The sequence below is a fragment of the Streptomyces sp. NPDC004610 genome (genome assembly GCF_040609715.1).
GTDB lineage: Bacteria > Actinomycetota > Actinomycetes > Streptomycetales > Streptomycetaceae > Streptomyces.
The window spans coordinates 20,279-41,241 of sequence record NZ_JBEXLA010000045.1 but is presented as its reverse complement, the minus strand read 5'-3'; the positions used below and the strand labels follow the sequence as shown (position 1 = coordinate 41,241).

The 20,963-nt window shown below is 73.6% G+C and carries 20 protein-coding genes; 10 read left to right on the top strand and 10 right to left on the bottom strand.

Features of this window, described 5'->3' with window-relative positions:
- Positions 1-5 precede the first annotated feature (5 nt).
- From ABZX40_RS36030 to ABZX40_RS36020, 3 genes are read right to left on the bottom strand one after another with little or no spacing between them, the layout of a single operon-like run.
- Positions 6-827: an SDR family NAD(P)-dependent oxidoreductase gene (locus tag ABZX40_RS36030; protein ID WP_355747138.1), complete on the bottom strand. Its 822-nt coding sequence runs from the start codon at positions 825-827 to the stop codon at positions 6-8.
- A gap of 39 nt (positions 828-866) precedes the next feature.
- Positions 867-1,970, bottom strand: a complete 1,104-nt coding sequence (locus ABZX40_RS36025) for an MBL fold metallo-hydrolase (RefSeq protein WP_355747135.1) — start codon at positions 1,968-1,970, stop codon at positions 867-869.
- Positions 1,967-2,437 (bottom strand): SRPBCC family protein, encoded by a 471-nt coding sequence (locus ABZX40_RS36020; RefSeq protein WP_355747132.1) that lies wholly within the window; start codon positions 2,435-2,437, stop codon positions 1,967-1,969. Before ABZX40_RS36020 ends, ABZX40_RS36025 begins: the two co-directional genes overlap by 4 nt.
- Before the next feature lie 251 nt (positions 2,438-2,688).
- On the opposite strand from ABZX40_RS36020, the gene ABZX40_RS36015 reads away from it, so the two are divergent.
- Entirely contained in the window at positions 2,689-3,966 is a 1,278-nt protein-coding gene (locus ABZX40_RS36015; protein WP_355747129.1) for a beta-ketoacyl-[acyl-carrier-protein] synthase family protein, read from the top strand.
- Entirely contained in the window at positions 3,963-5,198 is a 1,236-nt protein-coding gene (locus ABZX40_RS36010; RefSeq protein ID WP_355747126.1) for a beta-ketoacyl synthase N-terminal-like domain-containing protein, read from the top strand. The genes ABZX40_RS36015 and ABZX40_RS36010 overlap by 4 nt, the downstream gene beginning before the upstream one ends.
- A 117-nt stretch (positions 5,199-5,315) precedes the next feature.
- Here the strand turns inward: ABZX40_RS36010 and ABZX40_RS36005 are convergent, their stop codons facing one another.
- The 3 genes from ABZX40_RS36005 to ABZX40_RS35995 are packed head-to-tail and all read right to left on the bottom strand — an operon-like array spanning position 5,316 to position 8,560.
- Positions 5,316-5,573, bottom strand: coding sequence for an acyl carrier protein (locus ABZX40_RS36005; RefSeq protein ID WP_355747123.1), 258 nt, complete (start codon positions 5,571-5,573; stop codon positions 5,316-5,318).
- A gap of 51 nt (positions 5,574-5,624) precedes the next feature.
- Positions 5,625-6,578 carry an aromatase/cyclase gene (locus tag ABZX40_RS36000; RefSeq protein ID WP_355747121.1) on the bottom strand — a complete coding sequence of 318 codons (954 nt, stop codon included), beginning with the start codon at positions 6,576-6,578 and terminating at the stop codon, positions 5,625-5,627.
- Positions 6,575-8,560: an acyltransferase domain-containing protein gene (locus ABZX40_RS35995; protein ID WP_356009193.1), complete on the bottom strand. Its 1,986-nt coding sequence runs from the start codon at positions 8,558-8,560 to the stop codon at positions 6,575-6,577. The genes ABZX40_RS36000 and ABZX40_RS35995 overlap by 4 nt, the downstream gene beginning before the upstream one ends.
- Positions 8,561-8,724: 164 nt before the next feature.
- On the opposite strand from ABZX40_RS35995, the gene ABZX40_RS35990 reads away from it, so the two are divergent.
- The 3 genes from ABZX40_RS35990 to ABZX40_RS35980 are packed head-to-tail and all read left to right on the top strand — an operon-like array spanning position 8,725 to position 12,235.
- Positions 8,725-10,272, top strand: a complete 1,548-nt coding sequence (locus ABZX40_RS35990) for an alpha/beta fold hydrolase (protein WP_355747115.1) — start codon at positions 8,725-8,727, stop codon at positions 10,270-10,272.
- Entirely contained in the window at positions 10,269-11,501 is a 1,233-nt protein-coding gene (locus ABZX40_RS35985) for an NAD(P)/FAD-dependent oxidoreductase (protein ID WP_355747112.1), read from the top strand. Before ABZX40_RS35990 ends, ABZX40_RS35985 begins: the two co-directional genes overlap by 4 nt.
- Positions 11,498-12,235 (top strand): class I SAM-dependent methyltransferase, encoded by a 738-nt coding sequence (locus ABZX40_RS35980; RefSeq protein ID WP_355747109.1) that lies wholly within the window; start codon positions 11,498-11,500, stop codon positions 12,233-12,235. The genes ABZX40_RS35985 and ABZX40_RS35980 overlap by 4 nt, the downstream gene beginning before the upstream one ends.
- A 67-nt stretch (positions 12,236-12,302) precedes the next feature.
- On the opposite strand, the gene ABZX40_RS35975 is transcribed toward ABZX40_RS35980, so the two are convergent.
- The 3 genes from ABZX40_RS35975 to rfbC form a co-directional block, all read right to left on the bottom strand.
- The gene (locus tag ABZX40_RS35975) at positions 12,303-13,262 is read right to left on the bottom strand and encodes an NAD(P)-dependent oxidoreductase (RefSeq protein ID WP_355747106.1); all 960 of its coding nucleotides are present in this window, start codon (positions 13,260-13,262) and stop codon (positions 12,303-12,305) included.
- A gap of 64 nt (positions 13,263-13,326) precedes the next feature.
- Positions 13,327-14,463 carry a nucleotide disphospho-sugar-binding domain-containing protein gene (locus tag ABZX40_RS35970; protein ID WP_355747103.1) on the bottom strand — a complete coding sequence of 379 codons (1,137 nt, stop codon included), beginning with the start codon at positions 14,461-14,463 and terminating at the stop codon, positions 13,327-13,329.
- Positions 14,464-14,598: 135 nt separating this feature from the next.
- Positions 14,599-15,225: a dTDP-4-dehydrorhamnose 3,5-epimerase gene (rfbC, locus tag ABZX40_RS35965; RefSeq protein ID WP_355747100.1), complete on the bottom strand. Its 627-nt coding sequence runs from the start codon at positions 15,223-15,225 to the stop codon at positions 14,599-14,601.
- 164 nt (positions 15,226-15,389) lie between these two features.
- On the opposite strand from rfbC, the gene ABZX40_RS35960 reads away from it, so the two are divergent.
- From ABZX40_RS35960 to ABZX40_RS35950, 3 genes are all read left to right on the top strand, one after another.
- Positions 15,390-16,481: a winged helix DNA-binding domain-containing protein gene (locus ABZX40_RS35960; protein ID WP_355747097.1), complete on the top strand. Its 1,092-nt coding sequence runs from the start codon at positions 15,390-15,392 to the stop codon at positions 16,479-16,481.
- 307 nt (positions 16,482-16,788) lie between these two features.
- Positions 16,789-17,607, top strand: coding sequence for an AfsR/SARP family transcriptional regulator (locus tag ABZX40_RS35955; RefSeq protein ID WP_355747094.1), 819 nt, complete (start codon positions 16,789-16,791; stop codon positions 17,605-17,607).
- Positions 17,608-17,661: 54 nt separating this feature from the next.
- Entirely contained in the window at positions 17,662-18,090 is a 429-nt protein-coding gene (locus tag ABZX40_RS35950) for a nuclear transport factor 2 family protein (protein ID WP_355747091.1), read from the top strand.
- Positions 18,091-18,137: 47 nt separating this feature from the next.
- Here ABZX40_RS35950 and ABZX40_RS35945 read toward each other — a convergent pair whose 3' ends face one another.
- Complete coding sequence (locus tag ABZX40_RS35945) at positions 18,138-18,731, bottom strand: hypothetical protein (protein WP_355747088.1); 594 nt, start codon at positions 18,729-18,731, stop codon at positions 18,138-18,140.
- 378 nt (positions 18,732-19,109) lie between these two features.
- Between ABZX40_RS35945 and ABZX40_RS35940 the strand changes: the two genes are divergently transcribed.
- Together ABZX40_RS35940 and ABZX40_RS35935 are read left to right on the top strand one after the other, a co-directional pair.
- Positions 19,110-20,120 (top strand): ATP-binding cassette domain-containing protein, encoded by a 1,011-nt coding sequence (locus ABZX40_RS35940; RefSeq protein WP_355747085.1) that lies wholly within the window; start codon positions 19,110-19,112, stop codon positions 20,118-20,120.
- Positions 20,117-20,923: an ABC transporter permease gene (locus ABZX40_RS35935; protein ID WP_355747082.1), complete on the top strand. Its 807-nt coding sequence runs from the start codon at positions 20,117-20,119 to the stop codon at positions 20,921-20,923. The genes ABZX40_RS35940 and ABZX40_RS35935 overlap by 4 nt, the downstream gene beginning before the upstream one ends.
- Positions 20,924-20,963 lie beyond the last annotated feature (40 nt).

Sequence of the window (20,963 nt, the reverse complement as noted above, 5' to 3'; positions counted from 1 at the left end):
TGCGATCAGTAGTTGCCGAGCCCCCCGCAGACATTCAACGCCTGGCCGGTGATCGAGGCGGCGGTGTCGGTCACCAGATAGCCGACCAGACCCGCCACCTCCTCCGGCGTCGAGTAGCGCCCCAGGGGGATCTTGGCGGTGAAGCGGTCGTGGACGTCCTGCTCGGTGATGCCCCAGTGCCGGGCGTAGCCCTCGCGGACCCGGACGGCCATCGGGGTCTCGACATAGCCGGGGCAGACGGCGTTGACGGTGATGCCGGTCTTGGCGAGTTCGAAGCCGACGGACTTGCTGAAGCCGACGACGCCGTGCTTGGACGCGGTGTAGGGGGCCGCGTACATCACGCCCTGTTTGCCGCCGGTGGAGGCGATGTTGATGATGCGACCCCAGCCCGCCTCGCGCATCCCGCCGTGGCGCAGCACCTCGCGGGTGACCCGGAAGACCCCGGTGAGGTTGGTGGCGAGGACCTCTTCCCACAGGTCGTCGTCGAGGTCGGCGGTCTGGCCGCCGCCGTTGCGGCCCGCGCTGTTCACCAGGATGTCGATCGAGCCGAACCGGTCGACGGCGGCGGACACGGCGGCGCCGACCTCGGCGGCGGAGGTGACATCGCAGGAGGTGCCGTCCGCCTCATGGCCCTCGGCCCGCAGTTCGTCCACGACGGCGGCGATGTTCTTGGCGTCACGGGCGCAGCCGTAGACGGCGATGCCCTGGGCGGCGAGGCCACGGGCGACCGCGAGGCCGATGCCGCTGCTGGCGCCGGTGATGAACGCGGTCCTGCGGGGGGTGGGTGCGGACGAGGACTTGGAGGGCATGGAGGGCATGGAGGGCATGGGTGCTCCGGGGGGGTGTCGTGGCGTACGGAGGGGAGGTCAGGCGGCGCAGGGGGGCAGGCCGCCGTGGAAGGCGACCATCTCGCGGAAGGCGGTGGCGACATCGATCCGGGCGCCGGGCGCGAGCCCCTCCGCCTCGGCGTAGGCCCGGTGCAGATTGGCGACCAGCCGCTCCGGGTCCTGGAGTGCGGCGAACGGCCCGAGGTCGGTCTCGCGGGCGGTGGCCATGGGGGTGCGGCCGGTGCGCAGTCCCTGCCGGGCGAGGTCGCGCAGCCGCTCCAGATAGGCGGCGGTGGCGTCCAGGACGTCCGGTCCGGCGACGGGGCCGTGCCCGGACACCACCACCTCCGGTTCCAGGGCCCGCAGTACCTCCAGGGCGCGGAGGGAGCCCTCGACCGAGCCCATCAGCACGAAGGGGGTGACCCCGGACCAGACCACGTCCCCGGCGAAGAGGACCCTGCGCTCGGGGATCCAGGCGACCACGTCACCGGGGGTGTGCGCGGGACCGATGTGGAGGAGACGGACCGTCAGGCCCCCGGCGCGCAGGGTCATCTCGTCCGGGAAGGTGATGTCCGGGAGGACGAGGGGGATGTCACCCCAGTCCACCGCGGGCCACAGCCGGCACAGACCGTGGCCCGCCTCCGCGATGTCCGAGCGGGTCTGGTCGTGGGCGACGACGGTGGCGGCCGGGGTGAACTCGACGTTGCCGAAGACATGGTCGCCGTGGAAGTGGGTGTTGACGACGGTGTCCGGGCCGCCCGGCACCACCCGCTCCACGGCCTCGCGCAGCCGCCGGGCACGGGCGCGGGTGGCCGCGGTGTCGACCAGCACGGCACGGCCCCGGTCCGCGATCAGCCCGGCGTTGTTCATGCACCAGCCGCCGGGCAACTGCTCGTAGGCGTGGACGCCGTCGGCGATCTCCAGGAGGGTGCCGTGGCCCTGGCCGGGCGGGGGGTGCGGGGCCGGTTCCGGGACGGGGGCGGCCGGGGCGGGGGCCGCGGCGGGAGAGGGCTCCCCGGCCCCGGTGCCGGGCCCCGGGGCCGGGGAGAGGGCCGGACCGGGGCCCGGCGCCGAAGCCGGGGCCGCGTGGGGGCCGGGCGCCGAAGCCGGGGCAGGGGCCGCGCGGGTGTCGGGCGCGGTCATCGGGCGACCTCGGCGAACCGCGCGAGGGTCTCGCCGGGGCTCGGTCCGTCCAGGGCCTTGAAGATGCGCTCCGCGTCCGCGCCGAGGCGGTCCAGCCGGATGTGCGCCAGTTCGACGCGGGTGGAGCCGCCGGGCTCGGGGGTGAAGAGGACCTCGATCTCGCTGGCCCCCTCGTCGTCGGGGAGCGGCCGGAAGGAACCGTCCACCCGCCAGGTCAGCAGCAGCCGGTGCGGCGGCTCCCAGGTGAGCACCCGCCCCCAGTCGACCTCCTGGCCGTCGGCGTCCCACTCGTAGTAACGGCCCCCGGTGCGCGGCTCCATGGCGAGGCCGGTGCGGGCGGTGGTGAGCAGGACGTGCGACGGCGGCCACCAGTCGGCGAGCCGCTCGGTGAACGCCCGGAAGGCGTCGGCGGGCGGCACCGGGACGACGACCGACTTCCGGACGTCGGGAATGGCCTGGGAGGTCATCGGGAGTTCCTTTCGCGCGGGCCCGGGGCTCGGGCCTGTCGGGGGATCGTCCGGGCGCGCTGCGCGACGCCTGCGCCACACGGTGCTCGGCACGGCTCGACCTCCCGTCGAGGGCGACTCGACGGGCGGCTCGGCGGGCGGCTCGAAGGGGGTCCCCGGGGCGGGCGCCGCGCCCCCGGCTCCGACGGGCCTGAAGCGCGAGTCGAGAGGGCGGACGCACCCTGCGTCCAACGATTCCCGAAGGAGGTCCCATGGTCCGAGACACGCCACGAAGGGCCGTGATCACCGGCATCGGCGTGACGGCACCGGGAGGCATCGGGACCGACGCGTTCTGGCGGCGCCTGGTCAGCGGCACCCCCGCGACCCGGACGATCAGCCGGTTCGACGCGAGCGGTCATCGGTGCCGGGTTGCCGCCGAGTGCGACTTCGATCCGCTGGCCCACGGACTGACCCGGCAGCAGATCCGGCGCACCGACCGGATGGTGCAGCTCGCGCTGGCCTCGGCCCGCGAAGCCCTGCTCGACAGCGGCCTGACCCTGGACGGCGAACTCGCCGAGCGGGCCGGGGTCGCGATGGGCAGCGCGGTCGGCGGCACGACCACGATGGAGCAGGAGTACGCGGTGCAGTCCGCGGAGGGCCGCTCCTGGCTGGTCGACGCCCGCTACGCCGGACCGCATCTGTACGACTACTTCGTCCCGACCTCGCTGGCCGCCGAGGTGGCGCTGCTCAGCGGGGCGCTGGGCCCGGCGTCGGTGATCTCCACCGGCTGCACCTCCGGTATCGACTCGGTGGGGTACGCCGCCGAGCTGATCCGGGAGGGCACCGCCGATGTCATGGTGACGGGCGCCTCCGACGCGCCGATCTCCCCGATCACCCTCACCTGCTTCGACGTCATCAAGGCCACCTCGACCCGCAACGACGACCCGGAGACCGCGTGCCGCCCCTTCGACCGCACCCGCAACGGGCTGGTGCTGGGCGAGGGCGCGAGCGTCCTGGTCCTGGAGGAGTACGAGCACGCCCGGCGGCGCGGGGCGACGATCTACGGGGAGGTCGCCGGGTACGCCTCGCGCTGCAACGCGTACCACATGACCGGGCTGAAGACGGACGGGCTGGAGATGTCCGAGGCGATCGACGCGGCGCTGGACGAGGGGCGGCTGAACCCCGTCGACATCGACTATGTCAACGCGCACGGCTCGGGCACCAAGCAGAACGACCGGCACGAGACGGCCGCGGTCAAGCGGAGCCTGGGCGAGCACGCCCACCGGACGCCGATGAGCGGCATCAAGGCGATCGTGGGGCACTCGCTGGGCGCGATCGGGTCGATCGAGATCGCCGCGTGCGCGCTGTCCCTGAAGCACGACGTGGTGGTGCCGACGGCGAATCTGCACGAGCCGGATCCCGAGTGCGATCTGGACTACGTCCCGCACACCGCGCGCGAGCGGCGGCTGGACGCGGTGCTGACGGTCGGCAGCGGATTCGGCGGATTCCAGAGCGCGATGGTGCTCACGACGGCGGGACGGTCCCGATGACAGACATGAGAGACAGCGCGCAGGACGCGGTGATCACCGGGCTCGGGGTCGCCGCGCCGAACGGCATCGGCACCGAGAACTACTGGGCGGCCACCCTGAAGGGCATCTCGGCGATCCGGCCGACGAGCCGGTTCGACGCCTCGGGCTATCCGGTGCGGCTGTCGGCGGAGGTACCGGCGTCCGAGGCGGAGGTGGCCGTGCCCAAGCGGATGCATCCGCAGACCGACCGGCTGACCCGGCTGGCGCTGCTCTCCTCCGACGAGGCCCTCGCGGACGCGGCGATCATCCCGGCCCAGTTGCCCGGCGAGGCGATGGGCACGGCGGTCACCGGGGTCACCGGCGGGCTGGAGTTCGGTCAACAACAGCTCCAGCTCCAGTGGGGCACGGGCTGGGAGTCGGTCAGCCCCTATATGTCGTTCGCCTGGTACTACGCCGTGCACACCGGGCAGATCTCGATCCGGCACGGGATGCGCGGGCCGGGCGGGGTGGTGGTCTCCGAGCAGGCGGGCGGCGTCGACTCGCTGTCCTACGCGCGCCGCCGGGTGCGCTCGGGCACACCGGTGATGACCGCCGGCGGCTTCGACAGCATGCTGTGCCCGTACGGGGTGTCGGTGCTGTCGGTGGCGGACGGGGTGTGCCGGGACGATGATCCGGCGCGGGCGGGGCTGCCGTTCTGCGCGGCGTCGACCGGCTATGTGCCCGGTGAGGGCGGGGCGGTGCTGATCGTGGAGTCCCGCGCGGGGGCGCTGGAGCGGGGGGCTCCGCACCGGTACGGGGTGATCGCCGGGCACGGTTCGGCGTTCGACCCCGACCCGGCGGGCTCCGGGCGGGGCCTGCTGCGGGCGGCCCGTACGGCGCTCAGGGACGCGGGGCTGGCCCCGGACGACATCGGGGTGGTCTTCGCGGACGCGGTGGGCAGCGGGCCGCTGGACCGGGCGGAGGCGGCGGTGCTGGCGGAACTGTTCGGTGCCCGGCGGGTGCCGGTGAGCGCGCCGAAGGCGCTGGTGGGACGGTTGCTGTCGGGTGGGTCGGCGCTGGATGTGGTGGCGGCGCTGCTGGCCCTGCGCGACGGTCTGATCCCGGCGGTGCCAGGGCTCGGACCCGAGGAGGTCGACCCCCGGGTGAACCTGATCACCGGGTCCGAGCCCCGCGCGGAGCGGGTGGACAGCGCGCTGGTCCTGACGCGCGGGCACGGCGGTTTCGCGTCGGCGCTGGTGCTGACCCGCCCGTAGCGCACGGGCACGGACGCGGACGCGGACGGAGGGGGCACGACGGCACAGTGATGCGCCGTCGTGCCCCCTCCGTCATGTCCCGAGGTCGCCTCCCCAGGTCGGGGTCGCCCGGAGGGCTCAGGCCGCCTCGGCGACCTGGTGGTTGACCAGGGACAGCAGATCGGCCGGGGTCTCCACGTCCGTGGTGGCCTCCTCGGGGAGTTTGACGCCGTAGTGGCGTTCGAGGCGGTTGAGGGTGTCGATGACGGCGAGCGAGTCGAAGCCGAGGTCGACCAGGCGGGTCTCGAGGATGTCGCCGGTGAGGTCGACGCTCTCGTCCTCGCCCGCCGCGTGCAGCAGGAAGTCCTTCAGTTCGTCCAGGGTCAGTGCGGCCATGAGGGGATCCCTTTCATGTTCATGAGAGTGGTGGGCGGTGGTGGTCGGGGGTCAGGGGGTCTGCGGCGCGGGCCGGGCGGCCTCCACGAAGGCGCGGGCGCGGGCCATCGTCGCCCGGCTGTTGCCGCCGAGCGCCGCGCGGACGGCGGCGCGGGCCGCGTCGAGTGAAGCGGGCGGCTCGGGCAGCGCGGCGATGCCCTCGGGGCTGAGCAGGACCTGATGGCGGGCGGTGACCCGGACGGTGCCGGGCTCGGTCTCCGCGAAGAGCCACTCGCCGTTGTGGGCCTGGAGGACCGGGGGCAGGGTGGTCTGCTTGTAGACGATCCGCCGGTCCCGCTCGCACACCCGCCCGGAGACGGTGGTGTGCACGGAGCCGTCCGGCGCCTTGGTGTCCATCCGCAGGTACTGCAACCCCTCGCTGTCCTCGCGCAGTTCGAGGGCGGCGACATGGTCGAGCCGCTCGGGCCACTTCGCGGCGTCGTGGAGGAAGTCGTACACCTCGGAGAGCGGGCCGTGGACGGTCTCGGTGTCGGTGAACTCCAGCAGCAGTTCCGCCTCCTCGCCGGACCGGACGACCGCGCGCCGCAGATTCTCCAGCTCGGCGGTGCTGTTGTGCTCGACGGCCCGCTCGATGCGGGCGAGGTGGGCGGGGTCGTCGTCCACGGCCCGGTAGTGGTGGTCGAGGACGACGGTGCAGCCGCCGGGCCGCTCCTCGACGCTCCAGGCGCCGCCCATCTCGGCGACCGGGGGCCGTGGATGGCTCTGGTGGAACTCGACGCGATGCCGTACGGGGTCGAGCAGGCGCCGGGACCGCCAGGTACGCAGTTCCCCGTCGGCGAGGGCCCAGATCCGCAGCTGCTCCTCCCGCCCGTCGAAGGAGAGCCGCTCGGCCCGCACGGTGGGCGGGAAGTACAGCGGCCACAGACTGACATCGGCGACGATCCGGTAGGCGGCCTCCGGGCCGGACGGCACGTCAATGCGGTGGGTGACTTCGGTGAGCGTCACGACGGCTCCTTGTGCGGGGGGTTGGGGGGTGGTGGGGCGAGGGACGCGGGGCTGTCGTTGGGCGGGGGTGCGGTGGGCGTCGGCTCCGCCGACCCCCGCCCTGCCGGGCGCGGCGGGGCGGACGCCGGGTCGCCGGATGCCAGGCCCTCCGGCGGCCACGCGACGGACGCCGGGTCTGCGGGCCCCGGGCGCGGCGGGGCAGACGCCGCGTCGCCCAACGCCGAGCCATCCGGCGGCCACACGGCGGACACCGGGCCTGCGGGTCCGGGGCGGCCTGGCGGCCACGCGGCGGACGCCGGGTCTCCGGGTCCCGGGCCGCCTGACGGCCACGCGACGGACGCCGAGCCTCCGGGTCCCGGGCGCGGCGGGACGGACGCCGGGTCACCGGACGCCGAGCCCTCCGGCGGCCAGGCGACGGACGCCGGGTCTGCGGGTCCGGGGCGGCCTGGCGGCCACGCGGCGGACGCCGGCCCTCCGGGTCCCGGGCCGCCTGACGGCCACGCGGCGAACGCCCGGCCCCCGGGTCCCGGGCCGCCTGACGGCCACGCGGCGAACGCCCGGCCTCCGGGTCCCGGGCGCGGCGGGACGGACGCCGGGTCACCGGACGCCGAGCCCTCCGGCAGCCACACGACGGACACCGGGCCTCCGGGTCCGGGGCGGCCTGACGGCCACGCGACGAACCCCCGGCCTGCGGGCCCCGGGCACGGCGGGGCAGACGCCAGGTCGCCCGACGCCGAGCCCTCCGGCGGCCACACGACGGACACCGGGCCTCCAAGCCCCGGGCCACCCGGCGGCAGCGCCCCGGACGCCGGGCCGGGCGGCGTCGGCGCGGCCGATGCCCGGCCACGTGGTGACACCGGCACGGCCGACGCCCCACCGGGCAACCCCGGCCCGGCGGTCGACACACCCGGCCCGGCGCCGGACGGCCGTGGCCCGGCGCTGGACGGCCGTGGCCCGGCGTCGGACGGCCGTGGCCCGGCGGGCGTCGGCACCTCCACCCCCGTACCGACGGCCCGCAGCGCCTCCCGGACCCGCTCCGCCGCCTCCCGGTCCGCCGCCTCCCCCCGGTATCGGTCGGGGAGGAGGGGGAGGACCGTGCTGCGGCCCTGGGTGATGGCGGTGCGGCGGCGGGTGAGCATGGTGAGGGTGTTGCCGGGGCCCGCCTCGATGAGGAGGCAGTCGTGGGCGGCCAGCAGGGCCGTCAGGGTGGGGGCGAAACGGACCGTGCCGGATGCCTGGGACGCCCAGAACTCCGGGTCCAGCGCCTGTTCCCGGGCGAGGACGCCCTCGGTGTAGGCGGAGTAGAGGGTCAGCCGGGGCGGGTGGAAGCGGACCGAGCGCCAGCCGGGCAGGGACGCCTTGACCGCGCCCTCCACGACGGGGCTGTGGAACGCCTGCCGGGCCGGTACCTCGCGGCAGACCGTGCCACGGGCGTGCAGGGCGCGGGCCGCCTCGGCGAGCGGGGCGCGCTCACCGGCCAGCAGCAGCTGGCGGGAGGCGTTGACCGCGGCGAGGTGGACGCCCCCGCGCAGCAGATCGGCGACCTCGTCCGGCGTGGCGGACACCGCGAGCATCCCGCCGGGCGGGGTCCGGGCGAACAGGTCGACCCGCTCGCGCATCATCCGTACGCCGTCCGCGAGGTCGACCACCCCGGCCAGGGTGGCGGCGGCGAACTCACCGACGCTGTGCCCGAGCAGCGCGACCGGCCGCACCCCCCACTCCAGCAGCATCCGGCCGAGCGCGTGGTCGACGGCGTACAGCAGGGGCTGGGCGACGGTGACATCGTCGTAGTCGGGTGGGGGGTGTTCGGCGAGCCACGCGCGGCGCAGGCGCGGGCCGTCGGGGCCGAGCAGCCGGAACGCCTCGTCCATCCAGTGGGTGAACGCCTCCTCGTGGCCGTAGAGTCCCGCGGCCATCCGCGGGTGCTGGGCGCCCTGGCCGGGCAGCAGCAGCGCCACGTCCTTCGGGGTGCGCAGGGTCATGGCCGGTTCCGCCTCCCTCTTCGTGCGTCGGGCCGTTCGTCCGGATCGCAGCGTGCGGGAGCGGTGTCGAGCCGCGCCTGAGGACAGTTGGAGCGGCGCTGTGGAGCGCGGGGATCGAGTTCTGCTCGACGCCTGTTCGAGGAGCGGCGGGCAGGGTCGCCCGTATGACCCGTGACGACCCGCCCCCGCCCCCTGCGCTGAGCGCGTTCTACGAGCAGCGCCCCGACTGGTCCGCCTGGTCCGCCGCGCCGGAGGCGGCGGACGGGCTGGAGCAGGCCACCATCGAGGTGCCCCTGGACTACGCCGACCCCGCCGCGGAGCGGCTGACGATCGCGCTGAGCAGGCGCCGGGCGTCCGACCCGGCCCGCCGCCGGGGTGTGCTGCTGGCCGTCAACGGCGGTCCCGGCGGCTACTTCGGACTGGGCCGGCGCTTCCCCGACGCGCTGGCCGCCACCCCGCTCGCCGAGGTGTACGACCTGATCGGCTTCGACCCGCGCGGCACCGGCGCCTCCACCCCGCTGCCGGCCATGACCGCCCCGCGCCGGGTGCCCGTCGACTCGCGTCCGCCGGACGCGGTGTTCGCGGACCTCGCCGAGGAGGCGCGGGAGCGGGAGGACGGCAATCTGCGCGGCGGCGGTGCCCGGCGCCCGCACTTCAGCACCCGCAATGTGGTCCGGGACATGGAGGTGATCCGCGCCGTGCTCGGCGAGGACGCCATCAACTATCTCGGCTACACCTACGGCACCTATGTGGGCGCGGTGTTCGGGACGATGTTCCCGGGGCGGCTGGACCGCAGTGTGCTGGACTCCTGTGTGCACCCGGACTGGACCTGGCGCGAGCAGGGCATGGCGCAGGGCGCCGCGCACCGGGAGAACGTGGAGGTGTGGGCCGCCTGGACGGCCGACCGGGACCGGCACTTCGGTCTGGGCACCTCACCGGCCGCCGTGCTGGAGTCGGTGGAGGAGACCGCCGCCCGGGTCGGCGCGCTGCCCGACGGGGCGCGGCTGCGCACCCTGCTCGACTCGGCGCTCGGCTGGCGGGCCGCGGACCGTTCCCGCTGGGAGCAACTGGGGCTGCTCGTCGCGGAGTTGTGGGCCGCTGACGGTCCGGCGGCCGAGAAGGCGCTCGCCGGGGAGCGGCTGTGGCCACCCGAGGAGACCGGTGAGGTCCGCGGCGGAGTGCTGGACGCGGTCATCCTGGAGAAGGACTGGCCCTCGGACATCGAGACGTACTTCGCGGATGTGCGCCTCTTCCGCGAGCGCTACCCGTACGGCTGCGGGGTGACCCGGGCGCAGCCGCTGCCGGGCGCGTTCCGTACGTTCACCGCGCCGGAGGCACCCGTGGAGCTGGTCCGCGACGGCTATCCGGCGGGGCTGGTGGTGCACGCGGACGGCGATCCCGTGGACCACTATCCGGGGGGCGCGGCGCTGGCCGAGCGGCTCGGCCACCGGCTGGTGACGGTCGTGGACTGCGGCGGCCACGAGATCTACGCCTTCGCCCGCAATCCCGGCGTGGACGCGGTCGTCGAGGCGTATCTGATCGACGGCGTCCTGCCCGAGCGCGATCCGCGCTGCCCGAGCACGGTCCCCCGGCCGGAGGTCCCGGCCGACGACGGTTCCGACGCCGGGTCCGAGGCCAGTTCCGACGCCGGGTCCGACACAGGTTCCCGTTCCCATTCCTCCCGTACCGACTCCGAGAGAAGGCTCGTATGACACGCGTTCTGGTCGTCGGCGGGGGGATCGCGGGCCCGGTGGCCGCCATCGCCCTTCAGAAGGCCGGGTTCGACCCGGTGGTGCACGAGGCGTTCGACCGGACCGCCGACCACGCGGGCAACTTCATGAACATCGCGCCCAACGGTCTGGACGCGCTGGAGTGCGTGGGCCTGGACAAACCGGTGCGCGCGCTGGGCTTCGTCACCCCGGCCATCGCCTTCTACCGCTCCGACGGGCGGCGGCTGACCCGGGACATCTCCACCGAGGCGCAGGCCGGGCGGGGTGCGGTCATCCAGACGCTGCGCCGCGCCGATCTGTACCGCACGCTGCGCGAGGAGGTGGCGGCGCGCGGCATCCCCATCCGGTACGGGAAGCGGCTGACGGACGCGGAGCGGGTGGGCGGCGGGGTGCGGGCCCGGTTCGAGGACGGCACGTACGCCGACGGGGATCTGCTGGTCGGCGCGGACGGGATCCGTTCGCGGGTGCGCGCGATCATCGACCCGGGCGCCCCGGGGCCCCGCTATCTGGGCACGGTGAACGCGTTCGGGGTGTCGCCGCGGCGCCCGCTGGAGGGGCGGCCGGGGGTGCTGCGGATGTACTTCGGGCGGCGGAGCTTCTTCATGTCGGCGCAGCATCCGGACGGTGATGTGTGGTGGTTCGCCAATCCGCCGCGCCCGGCCGAGCCGGACGCCGCCGAGCTGCGCCGCCCCGGACCGGACTGGCGGGAGGAGATCGTGGAGCTGTTCCGCCGGGACGGGATGCCCGCGCTGGACGTGGTGCGGACCTCGACGCAGATCTCGGTGCCGTCGGCCAACTACGACCTGCCGACGGTGCCGCGCTGGCACCGGGACCGGATGGTCCTGGTCGGCGACGCCGCGCACGCGGTCTCGCCGACCGCCGGGCAGGGCGGTTCGGTGGCCCTGGAGGACGCGGTGATCCTCGCCAAGTGCGTCCGGGACGCGCCGGATGTCGACGCGGGGCTGGCGACGTACGAGCAGGTGCGGCGGGGGCGGGTGGAGGGGATCGTCGCCCAGGGCAAGCGCAATGTGGACGGCAATCTGGCGGGGCCGGTGGGCCGGATGGTGCGGGACTTCTTCATAAGAAGAGCGTTCCGCGGCATCGAGGTCAAGGGCCCGGAGAACACCCCGGTGTGGATGCTCGGCCACCACATCGACTGGGACACCCGGGAGACCGCCGGTGGCGGTCGCGGCGTACGGACGGGACGGTGACGGCGGTGTACGGGGCGGAGTTCGCGGAGATCTACGACCTGGTGTACGGGGCGCGCGGCAAGGACTACGCCGGTGAGTGCGCCGAGGTGGTCCGGCAGGTGCGGGCCCGCCGCCCGGACGCGTCCTCGCTGCTGGACCTGGCCTGCGGCACGGGCGCCCATCTCACCCTGCTGCGAGAGCGGTTCGCGCGGGTGGAGGGGCTGGAGCTGTCGGAGCCGATGCTCGCCAGGGCGCGGGAGGCGGTGCCGGAGGTGACCGTCCACCACGGCGACATGCGCGATTTCGCGCTGGGCCGCACCTTCGACGCGGTGATCTGCATGTTCAGCTCCATCGGGTACGTCGGTTCGGTGGCCAATCTGGAGGCGGCGCTGCGCTCCGCCGCCCGGCATCTGGCGCCGGGGGGTGTGCTGCTGCTGGAGCCCTGGTACTTCCCGGAGGCGTTCACGCCGGAGTACATCGCGCATGACGTGGTCCGTACCGAGGACCGGGTCGCGGTGCGGGTGTCGTACTCGATCCGGGAGGGCGACGAGGTGCCGATCGTGGTGCACTACATCGACGCGCTGAAGGGGCGCGGCATCCGGCACTTCACCGATGTGCACCGGATGTCGCTGTTCACCCGGGACCAGTACCGGACGGCGTTCGAGCGGGCGGGCTGCTCGGTGGAGTACGTGGAGGGCGGGCCGTTCCGCTGCGGGCTGTTCGTCGGGGTCCGCAAGGACGGCCCGGTGGAGTGATTCACGTACGACGGAAACGGAGTTGGGGGGCGCCGGCCGGCGCCCCCCTCCTCCGTTGTGCCGACCTTCAGGCGGTGGTGGCGAGGTGCCACATGTCGCCCAGCGAGGATCGGAGGTCGTGGCGGGGCCGCCAGCCGAGCAGGGTGGCGGCGAGGCGGTTGTCGGCGCAGGTCCAGGAGCCGCCGAGGCTGACGGTCTCCCGGCGCCGCTCGCGCAGCGTCGCCGCCGGGAACCCGGCGGCCTCGACGAACAGCCGCGCCACGGAGGTGATGTCGGTGGCGGTGCCGCTGCCGATGTTGACGGCCCGGCCGGTCACCGGGGAGGCCACGGCGAGGGCGACGGCGTCGGCCACATCGCGGACGTCGATGAAGTCCCGCCGGGCGTCGGCCACATCGAGGGTCATGGGCTCCCCGGCGCGCAGGGCCTCGGTGAGCTGCCGGACGAGCCTGCCGGAGAGGCTGACCGGCGAGGGGTGCGGTCCGCACACATTGGTCAGCCGCAGCACCATCGCGTCGACGGCACCGGTGCGGGCCGCCGCCAGGACGGCGGTGGACCCGGCGAGTTTGCTGCGGGTGTAGTCGGTGGCGGGGCGCGGGGGATGGGTCTCGGCGACGACGGTGCCCCAGGGGGTCTCGCCGTATTCGAGGATGGTGCCGAGATGCACCAGGCGGATCCGCCGGGGCAGTCCGGCCGCGGCGGCGACGAGCCGTTCCACCAGGTCGACGTTGAGCCGGGTCAGCGCGGGTTCGCCGACGGTCCAGCCGTCGGTGGCGTTGGCGGCGTCGGTGGCGTTGACGACGGCGGTGACCCCGAAGTCCGCGAGCAGCGCGCGCAGTTCGGCGGTCGGGGCCCCGGCCAGGTCGAGCGGGACGAAGGGGTGCGCGGCGACGGAGGGCGCGGGCCGCCGGGCGACGACGAGGATCTCGGCGCCGGCCCGGGTCAGTTCCGCGCACACCTGGCGGCCCACCCAGCCGGTGCCGCCGAGCACGGCGATCCGCGCGGGCTGCCCGGTCGGGGGCCCGGTCACCGGGGCGTCCGGGGTGGTGTGCGGTGGCTTGCGGGGCGGTTCATGCAGTGGCGGGTGCGGCGGCTCATGCGCCGACGAGGTCTTCGAGGACGACGACGGTCCGCAGCGGCGAGGGCTGGGCGGCGATGTCGTCGCGCACGGCGAGGGCGCGGGCGCGCCGCTCGGGGTCGTCGAGCAGGGTGCGGCACGCCTCACGCAGGGTCTCGGGGGTGAGGGCGGCGGGCGCCACCTCGATGGCACCGCCGTGCTCGGTGAGCCGCCGGATCTCGGTGAGCGGCTTGCCCCGGCCGGGGACGACGACCTGCGGCAGGCCCTGGACGGAGCAGGCCATCATGGTGCCGGGTCCGCCGTGGTGGACGGCGAGGTCGCAGCCGGGCAGGACGGCGGTCAGCGACTGCCACCCGGCCGCGACGACATTGCCGGGCAACTCGCCGAGCTGCGGCAGCAGATGATCGGCGACGGCGACGACCAGTTCGACGGGGAGTTCGGCGACGGCCCGCAGCATCTGCCCGAGCGCGGGCAGCCCGCCGATCTGCGGCTGCACGGAGCCCAGCGTCACCAGCACCCGGGGCACGTCACCGGGGCGCAGGGACCAGGAGGGCACGGCGCCGGGCTCGCCGTAGGGCACGTACCGCAGCGGGACCGCGCCGGCGGCGGCGCCGCCCATCAAGGGCGGGCGGTTGTCGAGGACGAGGTCCGGGGCGGGGAGGGCGTCGAGGCCGCACTCCTTGGTCTCCGGGGCGAGTTCCCGGGCGACGGCGTCCTCGATCGGCAGATCGCCGGGGCCGACGGTGTGCTTGACCCAGGGCACCCCGTGCTCGGCGGCGGCCAGCGCGGCGGCGCCGAACGAGTACGACTCGGTGACGACCAGGTCGGGGCGCCAGGTGGCGACGAGGGCGCGGGTGCCCTCCAGGGTGCGGGTGGCGAGGCGGGCGAAGCCGGAGCCGACGCCGTCGGCCATCTCCTGGTCGGTGTCGGGAACCTTCAGCGGGTTGCCGTCCCGGTCGCGGCCCATGACCTCGCCCATGTCCAGCGGGCCGTACACGGGGGCCATGCGCAGTCCGGCGCCGCCGATCACCGGTTCGAAGCTCTCGGGGGCCGCGACCAGCACCTGGTGGCCGGCCGCGTGCAGCGCCCAGGCGAGCGGGACGACGGGGAAGAAGAGGGGGTGGGCGGGGCCGGTGTTGACCAGGATCTTCATCTGTGTGCACCTCGCTGGGGCTGGCTGGGGACTCGCTGGGAATGGCCGGGCACTCACTGGGAATGGCCGGGGGCGCTCAGCCGCGCGGGGGCCGGGGGATCGGGCGTACCGCCGGGTGCGCCGGCCCGGCGACGGTCAGCCGCGCGCGGGGGCCGGGGCGGCCGGGGCGAGGGCCGCCTCCGCCGCCAGGCACCGGTGGTAGTCGGGCAGCAGCCCCGCCGCGCGGGCCTCGGTGAGGGTCGGCGCGATCCGGTCCCGCTCGGAGAGCAGCTTCTCGGCGCCGTCGGGCAGCGGCAGCCCCAGCGCGGGATCGAGGACGGACACGGCCAGTTCGTTGGCGGCCACGTACTCGGTGGACAGGGTGTAGGCCATGACGGTGTCGTCGCTGAGCGCGGTGAAGGCGTGGCCCACGCCGACCGGGAGGTAGAGCGCGCGGAAGTGCTCGGTGTCCAGGAGCACGCTGTCCCACCGCCCGAAGGTGGGGGAGCCGATCCGCAGGTCCACCACGAAGTCCCGGGCCCGGCCGCGCGGGCAGTACACGTACTTCGCGGTGCCGGGCGGCACGGTGGTGTAGTGGATGCCGCGGACGACGCCCTCGCGGGAGCTGCTGAAGCTGATCTGGGAGACCGGGAAGAGCCGTCTCCCGGTGGCCGCCGCGAGGACGCTCTCCTGGAACGGCGAGACGAACAGCCCCCGATCGTCGCGGTAGACGGGGGGCGTGAACTCCAGGGCCCCGGCCACTTTCAGTGAACGCGTCTGCATGGCCGCTTCCCCTGTTCCTTCCGCCCGGCGCCCGGCAACGCGGACCAGCCTCGGTGCGCCGGCTCGAAGCCGGGTGGACGCGCGGTGGAGGAAGGGCACGCAGTATGGCCGAGTACCCGTTATCGCGGCCGGAAGCTGACCGCGATCTGGCTAGCCTTCCTCACATGGAGATCACAGATTCGCTCCGTGCCCTCAACCGGGCGACCCTGTCACGGCAGTTGCTGCTGGCACGGGCCGACCGCACCCCCCTCGATGTCATCCAGCGGCTGGCGGGCCTCCAGGCGCAGGATCCCGATCCGCCCTACATCGGCCTGTGGAACCGGATACCGGGGTTCCACCAGGACGATCTGACCCTGCTCCTGGAGGAGCGGCGGGTGGTCCGCTCCACCCTGTACCGGGGCACCCAGCACCTGGTCACCGCCGAGGACTACCGCTGGCTGCGCCCGGTGCTCCAGCCGATGCTGGACCGCTGGCAGAAGGGCGCCTGGGGCCGGGTCACCGCCGGTCTGGACCTGGCCGAACTCACCGCGGCGGTACGGGACCTGCTCGCCGCCGGGCCGCTGTCCCGGCCCGAGCTGGCCGCGGCGCTGAAGGAGCGGTGGCCCGACCGGGATCCGGTGGGGCTGGCCCGTTCGGCGCAGGCCCTGCTGGCGATCGTGCATCCGCCGCCGGACGGTGTCTGGGGGCGGCGGGGGACGACGCCGTACACCCTGGCCGAGCGGTGGCTCGGGCGGTCGCTGGAGACGGCGGTGCCGGTGGAGCGGCTGGTGCTGCGCTATCTGGCGGCGTTCGGCCCGGCCACGGTCCGCGATGTCCAGGCGTGGAGCGGGATGACCCGGCTGCGCGAGGTCGTCGAGCGGCTGCGGCCCCGACTGCTGTCCCTGAAGGGCGGGTCAGGCCAGGAGCTGTTCGATCTGCCGGACGCCCCGCGCCCCGGAGCGGACCACCCGGCGCCCGTGCGGTTCCTCGCGCTCCTGGACAACGTGCTGCTGGCGTGGGCCGACCGGGACCGGATGCTCGCCCCAAAGCGCCGGGTCCCGGTGAGTGTGGAACCGGCACTGATCGTGGACGGGCGGGTACACGCCCTGTGGCGGATCCGGCACGACCGGGACGACCGGGCGGTCCTGGTGATCCGGTCCTTCGAGCCGCTGCCGCGCGCCGCGCGGGACGAGATCGGGGAGGAGGGGACGGCACTGCTGCGATTCGCCGCGCCGAAGGCGGCAGCCCATGACATCGAGATTCACCCGATCGAATGAAAGTAGGGCCGAGCCGGAACGGGAACACCTGAAAAGTCGTCGCCCATTCGCCGGTGTCGGGGTCGGCAAACTCCACCGGCAGCGGGTTGCGACCGATAAAGAAACGGCAATGTACACCTTGTCCGCCTGGGTGAACGTATTGAGCCAGACTCAAGCGTCGTGCTTGAGGCTCGCTTGGGGAATCAGCAGGATGATCGTTAGACACCACTGCTCACCTGCGGCGCACCACCACCAACAGGCGCAAGGCACCACCCGGGATGCCCGAACCACGGGAACATCCAGCTGAAGAATCAACCTGGGGGAAAGCATGCACGTACGACTTCTGGGAGAGCTAAAGACAGTCCTGAACAATACTTCGATCGCTCCCACAGCGGCTAAACCCCGCCAGGTACTGGCGCTATTGGCACTGAATGCCGGGCATATCGTGTCCGTACAGAACCTCGTCGAGGAACTGTGGGGCCACCACCCCCCGTCCAGCGTCCGTACCACGCTCCAGACCTACATCCTGCAACTCCGCAAGCTGATCGACTCCGCCCTCCCCAAGGGCTCGGCCCGCACCGCCAAGGACATCCTGGTCACCCGGTTCGACGGCTACCTCCTCGACATCCCGCCGGAGAACGTGGACGTGTGCTGTTACGAACAGCTCGCGAAGGCCGGCCACCAGGCGATGGCCAAGGGCGACCACGAGTCCGTGTCGCAGCTGCTCGCCACCGCGCTGGGCAAGTGGCAGAGCAAGGCCCTCGTCGATGTCCGCATCGGTCCGCTGCTCTCCATCGAGGTGGCCCGTCTGGAGGAGAGCCGGCTCAATGTCCTGGAGAACCGCATCGGCGCGGACATCCAGCTGGGACGCCATCAGGCCGTCCTCAGCGAACTGACCGTGCTCACCGCCCAGCAGCCCATGCACGAGAACCTGTGCGCGCACTACATGGTGAGCCTGTACCGCTCCGGCCGGCAGTGGCAGGCGCTGCACGCCTACAAGACCCTGCGCAACACCCTCAACAAGGAGCTGGGTGTCGAACCCTCGCTGAGACTGCGCAAGTTGCAGCAGGCGGTGCTGCGCTCGGACCCCCGACTGGAGGAATTCCTCGAACCCGCCCCGGACCGCCGTCAGTTCAGCCACGCCTGAGCCCGTGCGGTCACCGCTGCCGCCCACGCCCTTGACGACCCCAAGGAGAGACGCATGAGCACGAGGGAAGCGAACGCCGAGGAATACGTCGAGATCCTGCGCTTCTACGCCCGGCAGATGAATCTGCTCGACCGCCTCGATCTCGACGGGTACGCCGGCACCTTCACCCCGGACGGGGTGACCCACCATGTGCACCACGGCACCGAGCTGGAGGGCCGCGACGCCCTGCTCGCCCACGCCCGCAAGGCGCTCCCCCGCTATCGCGAGGTGACCGCCCGGCACTGGAACGACCACTATCTGGTGGACGTGGCGCCGGACGGCGTCCTCCACGTCGGCTACACCTCGCTGGTGACGGTGACCGACGCGGAAGGACAGGTCCGCTTCGAGTCGACCTTCGCGGTGACGGACGAACTGGTGCGCCAGGAAGGCCGGCTGTTCACCCGGTCGCGGACGATCGTGCGCGACCGTCCCGCGTCCGGATGACCGGGGTGCCCGGTTGACCAGGGCCGTACGGCCCGACCTCGCCGGCCTCAGCAGGGCTGCGGCTGCGTACTCGCCTTCGTCAGATGGGCGGTGGCCGGCGTGGTCCCCAGCTCGACACCGTTCGCGTCGTAGTACGTCCCCTGCCCGGTGGAGGTGAACTCCGAGGGGTTCGACAGCACCGCGGTGTGCGCGAAGCTCAGATAGCCGGTGGTGGTGCCGGAGCCGTCGAAGAAACGTTCCACTCCTTGGTACGCGAAGTCCGACGGCCCGGTACGCCACCAGTTTCCCGAGCCGTCGGCGCCACCACCGGGCCCCGGCGGCTGGGAGGCGCACATCGTGCCGTCCGCCAGGAACGACATGCTGGCCGCGACCTGCGTACCGGCGAACGTGATGGTCCCGGACCACAGCCCCACCGGCGCGGTGGAACGCGGACGTTTCTGCCCCGGCCCCTCGGCGGTGGCCGTGCCCGGCAGGGCCACCGCCAGGGCCAGCCCCACCGCACCGCCCGCCAGCGCGCGCGTCCAGCGGCGCCGCCCGGCGCCCGCCGTCACCGGCCCGGAGCCCCCCGGCCCCGTACCGGCGCGGCGGCTGTCCGCCGCGCCGCCCGGTCCTCCACCGCTCCTCGTACCGCTTCTCCCCATCAGGGGACACCCCCTCGTCCGTCCCTGGCCGGCCCGTGCCGACATTTCCGGACCGATCGGCACGTCCATGCCGTATCGGTCCAGGCGCCCGTCAGCGTTGTGCGTCGCGCTCGGAGGAGGCTCGAATTCCCCTGGATCCCTGTGGTCCGGCGCTCTGGACCTGACGCGCGCCCCCTCACTCAGCCGGATCTCGACCGGGCGTCCAGCGCCCGGCGGCAGGCTTGCGGAACCGGCCCGGAACGGCCGTCACCCGTTCGACGGACCCCCGTCCTCCGGCGGACCGAAGCTGACCGCGACCCCTCGTACGGTGACTGAACCGAAGCGATCACCAACCGTCCACCTGCGGAGATCCCCTGTTCCGCGGGTGATGGAGGAGCAATGACAGACGCAATCCTCGCCGAGGGCCTCACCCGGCGATTCGGCTCCACACAAGCCCTGGACGGCCTCGATCTGGCCGTCCGCGAGGGGTCGGTGATGAGCCTGCTGGGGCCCAATGGCTCCGGCAAGACCACGACCGTACGGGTCCTGTCGACCCTGCTGCGCCCCGATGGCGGACGCGCGTTCGTGGCCGGTCTGGACGTCCTCAAGGACATGGTGAAACTGCGCCGCAAGATCGGTCTGTCCGGTCAGTACGCCGCCGTGGACGAGGACCTCACCGCGCGCGAGAACCTGCGCATGGTCGGCAAGCTGTACCACCTGGGCACCCAGGAGGCGACCCGGCGGGCCGATGAGCTGCTGGAGCGGTTCGGCCTCGCCTCGGAGGCGGACCGCCAGGTCAAGGGCTACTCCGGCGGGATGCGCCGCCGGGTGGACCTGGCCTGCGCGGTGATCGCCCGGCCCGAGGTGCTGTTCCTGGACGAGCCCACCACCGGCCTCGACATCCGCAGCCGGCAGACCCTGTGGGATGTCATCGTCGAACTGGTCCGCGAGGGCAGCACCCTGCTGCTGACCACCCAGTATCTGGAGGAGGCCGACAAGCTCTCCGACCGGATCACCGTGGTCGACCACGGCCGGATCATCGCCGAGGGCACCCCCGACCAGCTCAAGGCCCGGGTCGGCAGCGAGCGCCTGGAACTGACCCTGGCCAGCGTCGAGGATCTGCACACCGCGCGCCGCCTCCTCGACCGGCTGGCGCGCGGCGAGGTCACCCTCGACGAGGAGGAGCGCCAGCTCGTCGTGCCCGTCGAGGACGGCCCCGAGGCCCTGGTCACCGCGATCCGCACGCTCGACGCCGAGGGCGTCGGACCGGTCGGCGCCGGGCTGCGCCGGCCGACCCTGGACGAGGCGTTCCTCGTCCTGACCGAGGGCTCCGCCGCCCCCGCCGCACCGGAACCCGCCGGCGCCGCCGGTACCCCCGTCGCCACGGCCGGCAAGGAGAGCCTTCGATGAGCGCCCTGTCCACCGCGGTGAGCGACGCCCTCACCCTCAGCCACCGCAGCCTGGTCAAGAATCTGCGCAACCCCGATGTCGTGGTGTTCTCCAGCGCCGCCCCCATCGCCTTCGCGCTGCTGTTCGGCTATGTCTTCGGCAGCGCCATCGACCTCGGCGAGGGCTCCAACTACCGGGAGTTCATGGTCGTCGGCATCCTCACCCAGACGATGCTGCTGACCGCCTCCAACACCGGCACCGGTATCGCCTACGACATGAAGCAGGGCCTGGTCGACCGGTTCCGGTCGCTGCCCATCTCGCAGTCCGCGGTGCTGTTCGGCCGCACCAACGGCGACGCGCTCAACAATGTCGTCGTGATGGCGCTGCTGTCGCTCACCGGGCTGGCGATGGGCTGGCGCATCCGGGGTTCGTTCGCCGACGCGGCCCTCGCCTATCTGCTGCTGTTCCTGTTCGCCTACGCGGCGAGCTGGATCGCCGCCACCATCGGGCTGAGCGTGCGCTCCCCCGAGGTGCTGGGCAATGTGCTGCTGATGGCGCTGCTGCCGCTGACGTTCGTCTCCAACGCCTTCGTGCCCGCCGATGAGCTGCCCGGCCCGATGAAGGTGATCGCCGAGTGGAACCCGGTGTCCACCGTCGTCGGCGCCTGCCGCGAACTGTTCGGGAACATCCCGCCGGGCTGGCCCGAGCCGGACGCCTGGCCCCTTCAGCACCCGGTCGCCGCGTCCTTCCTGTGGGTGGCGGTCATCCTGCTGATCTTCGTACCGCTGGCCATCCGCCGCTACACGCGAGCCGTGAGCCAGTGATCCACGCGGCGCCGGGCGCGGCGGACCCGCGCCCGGCGGT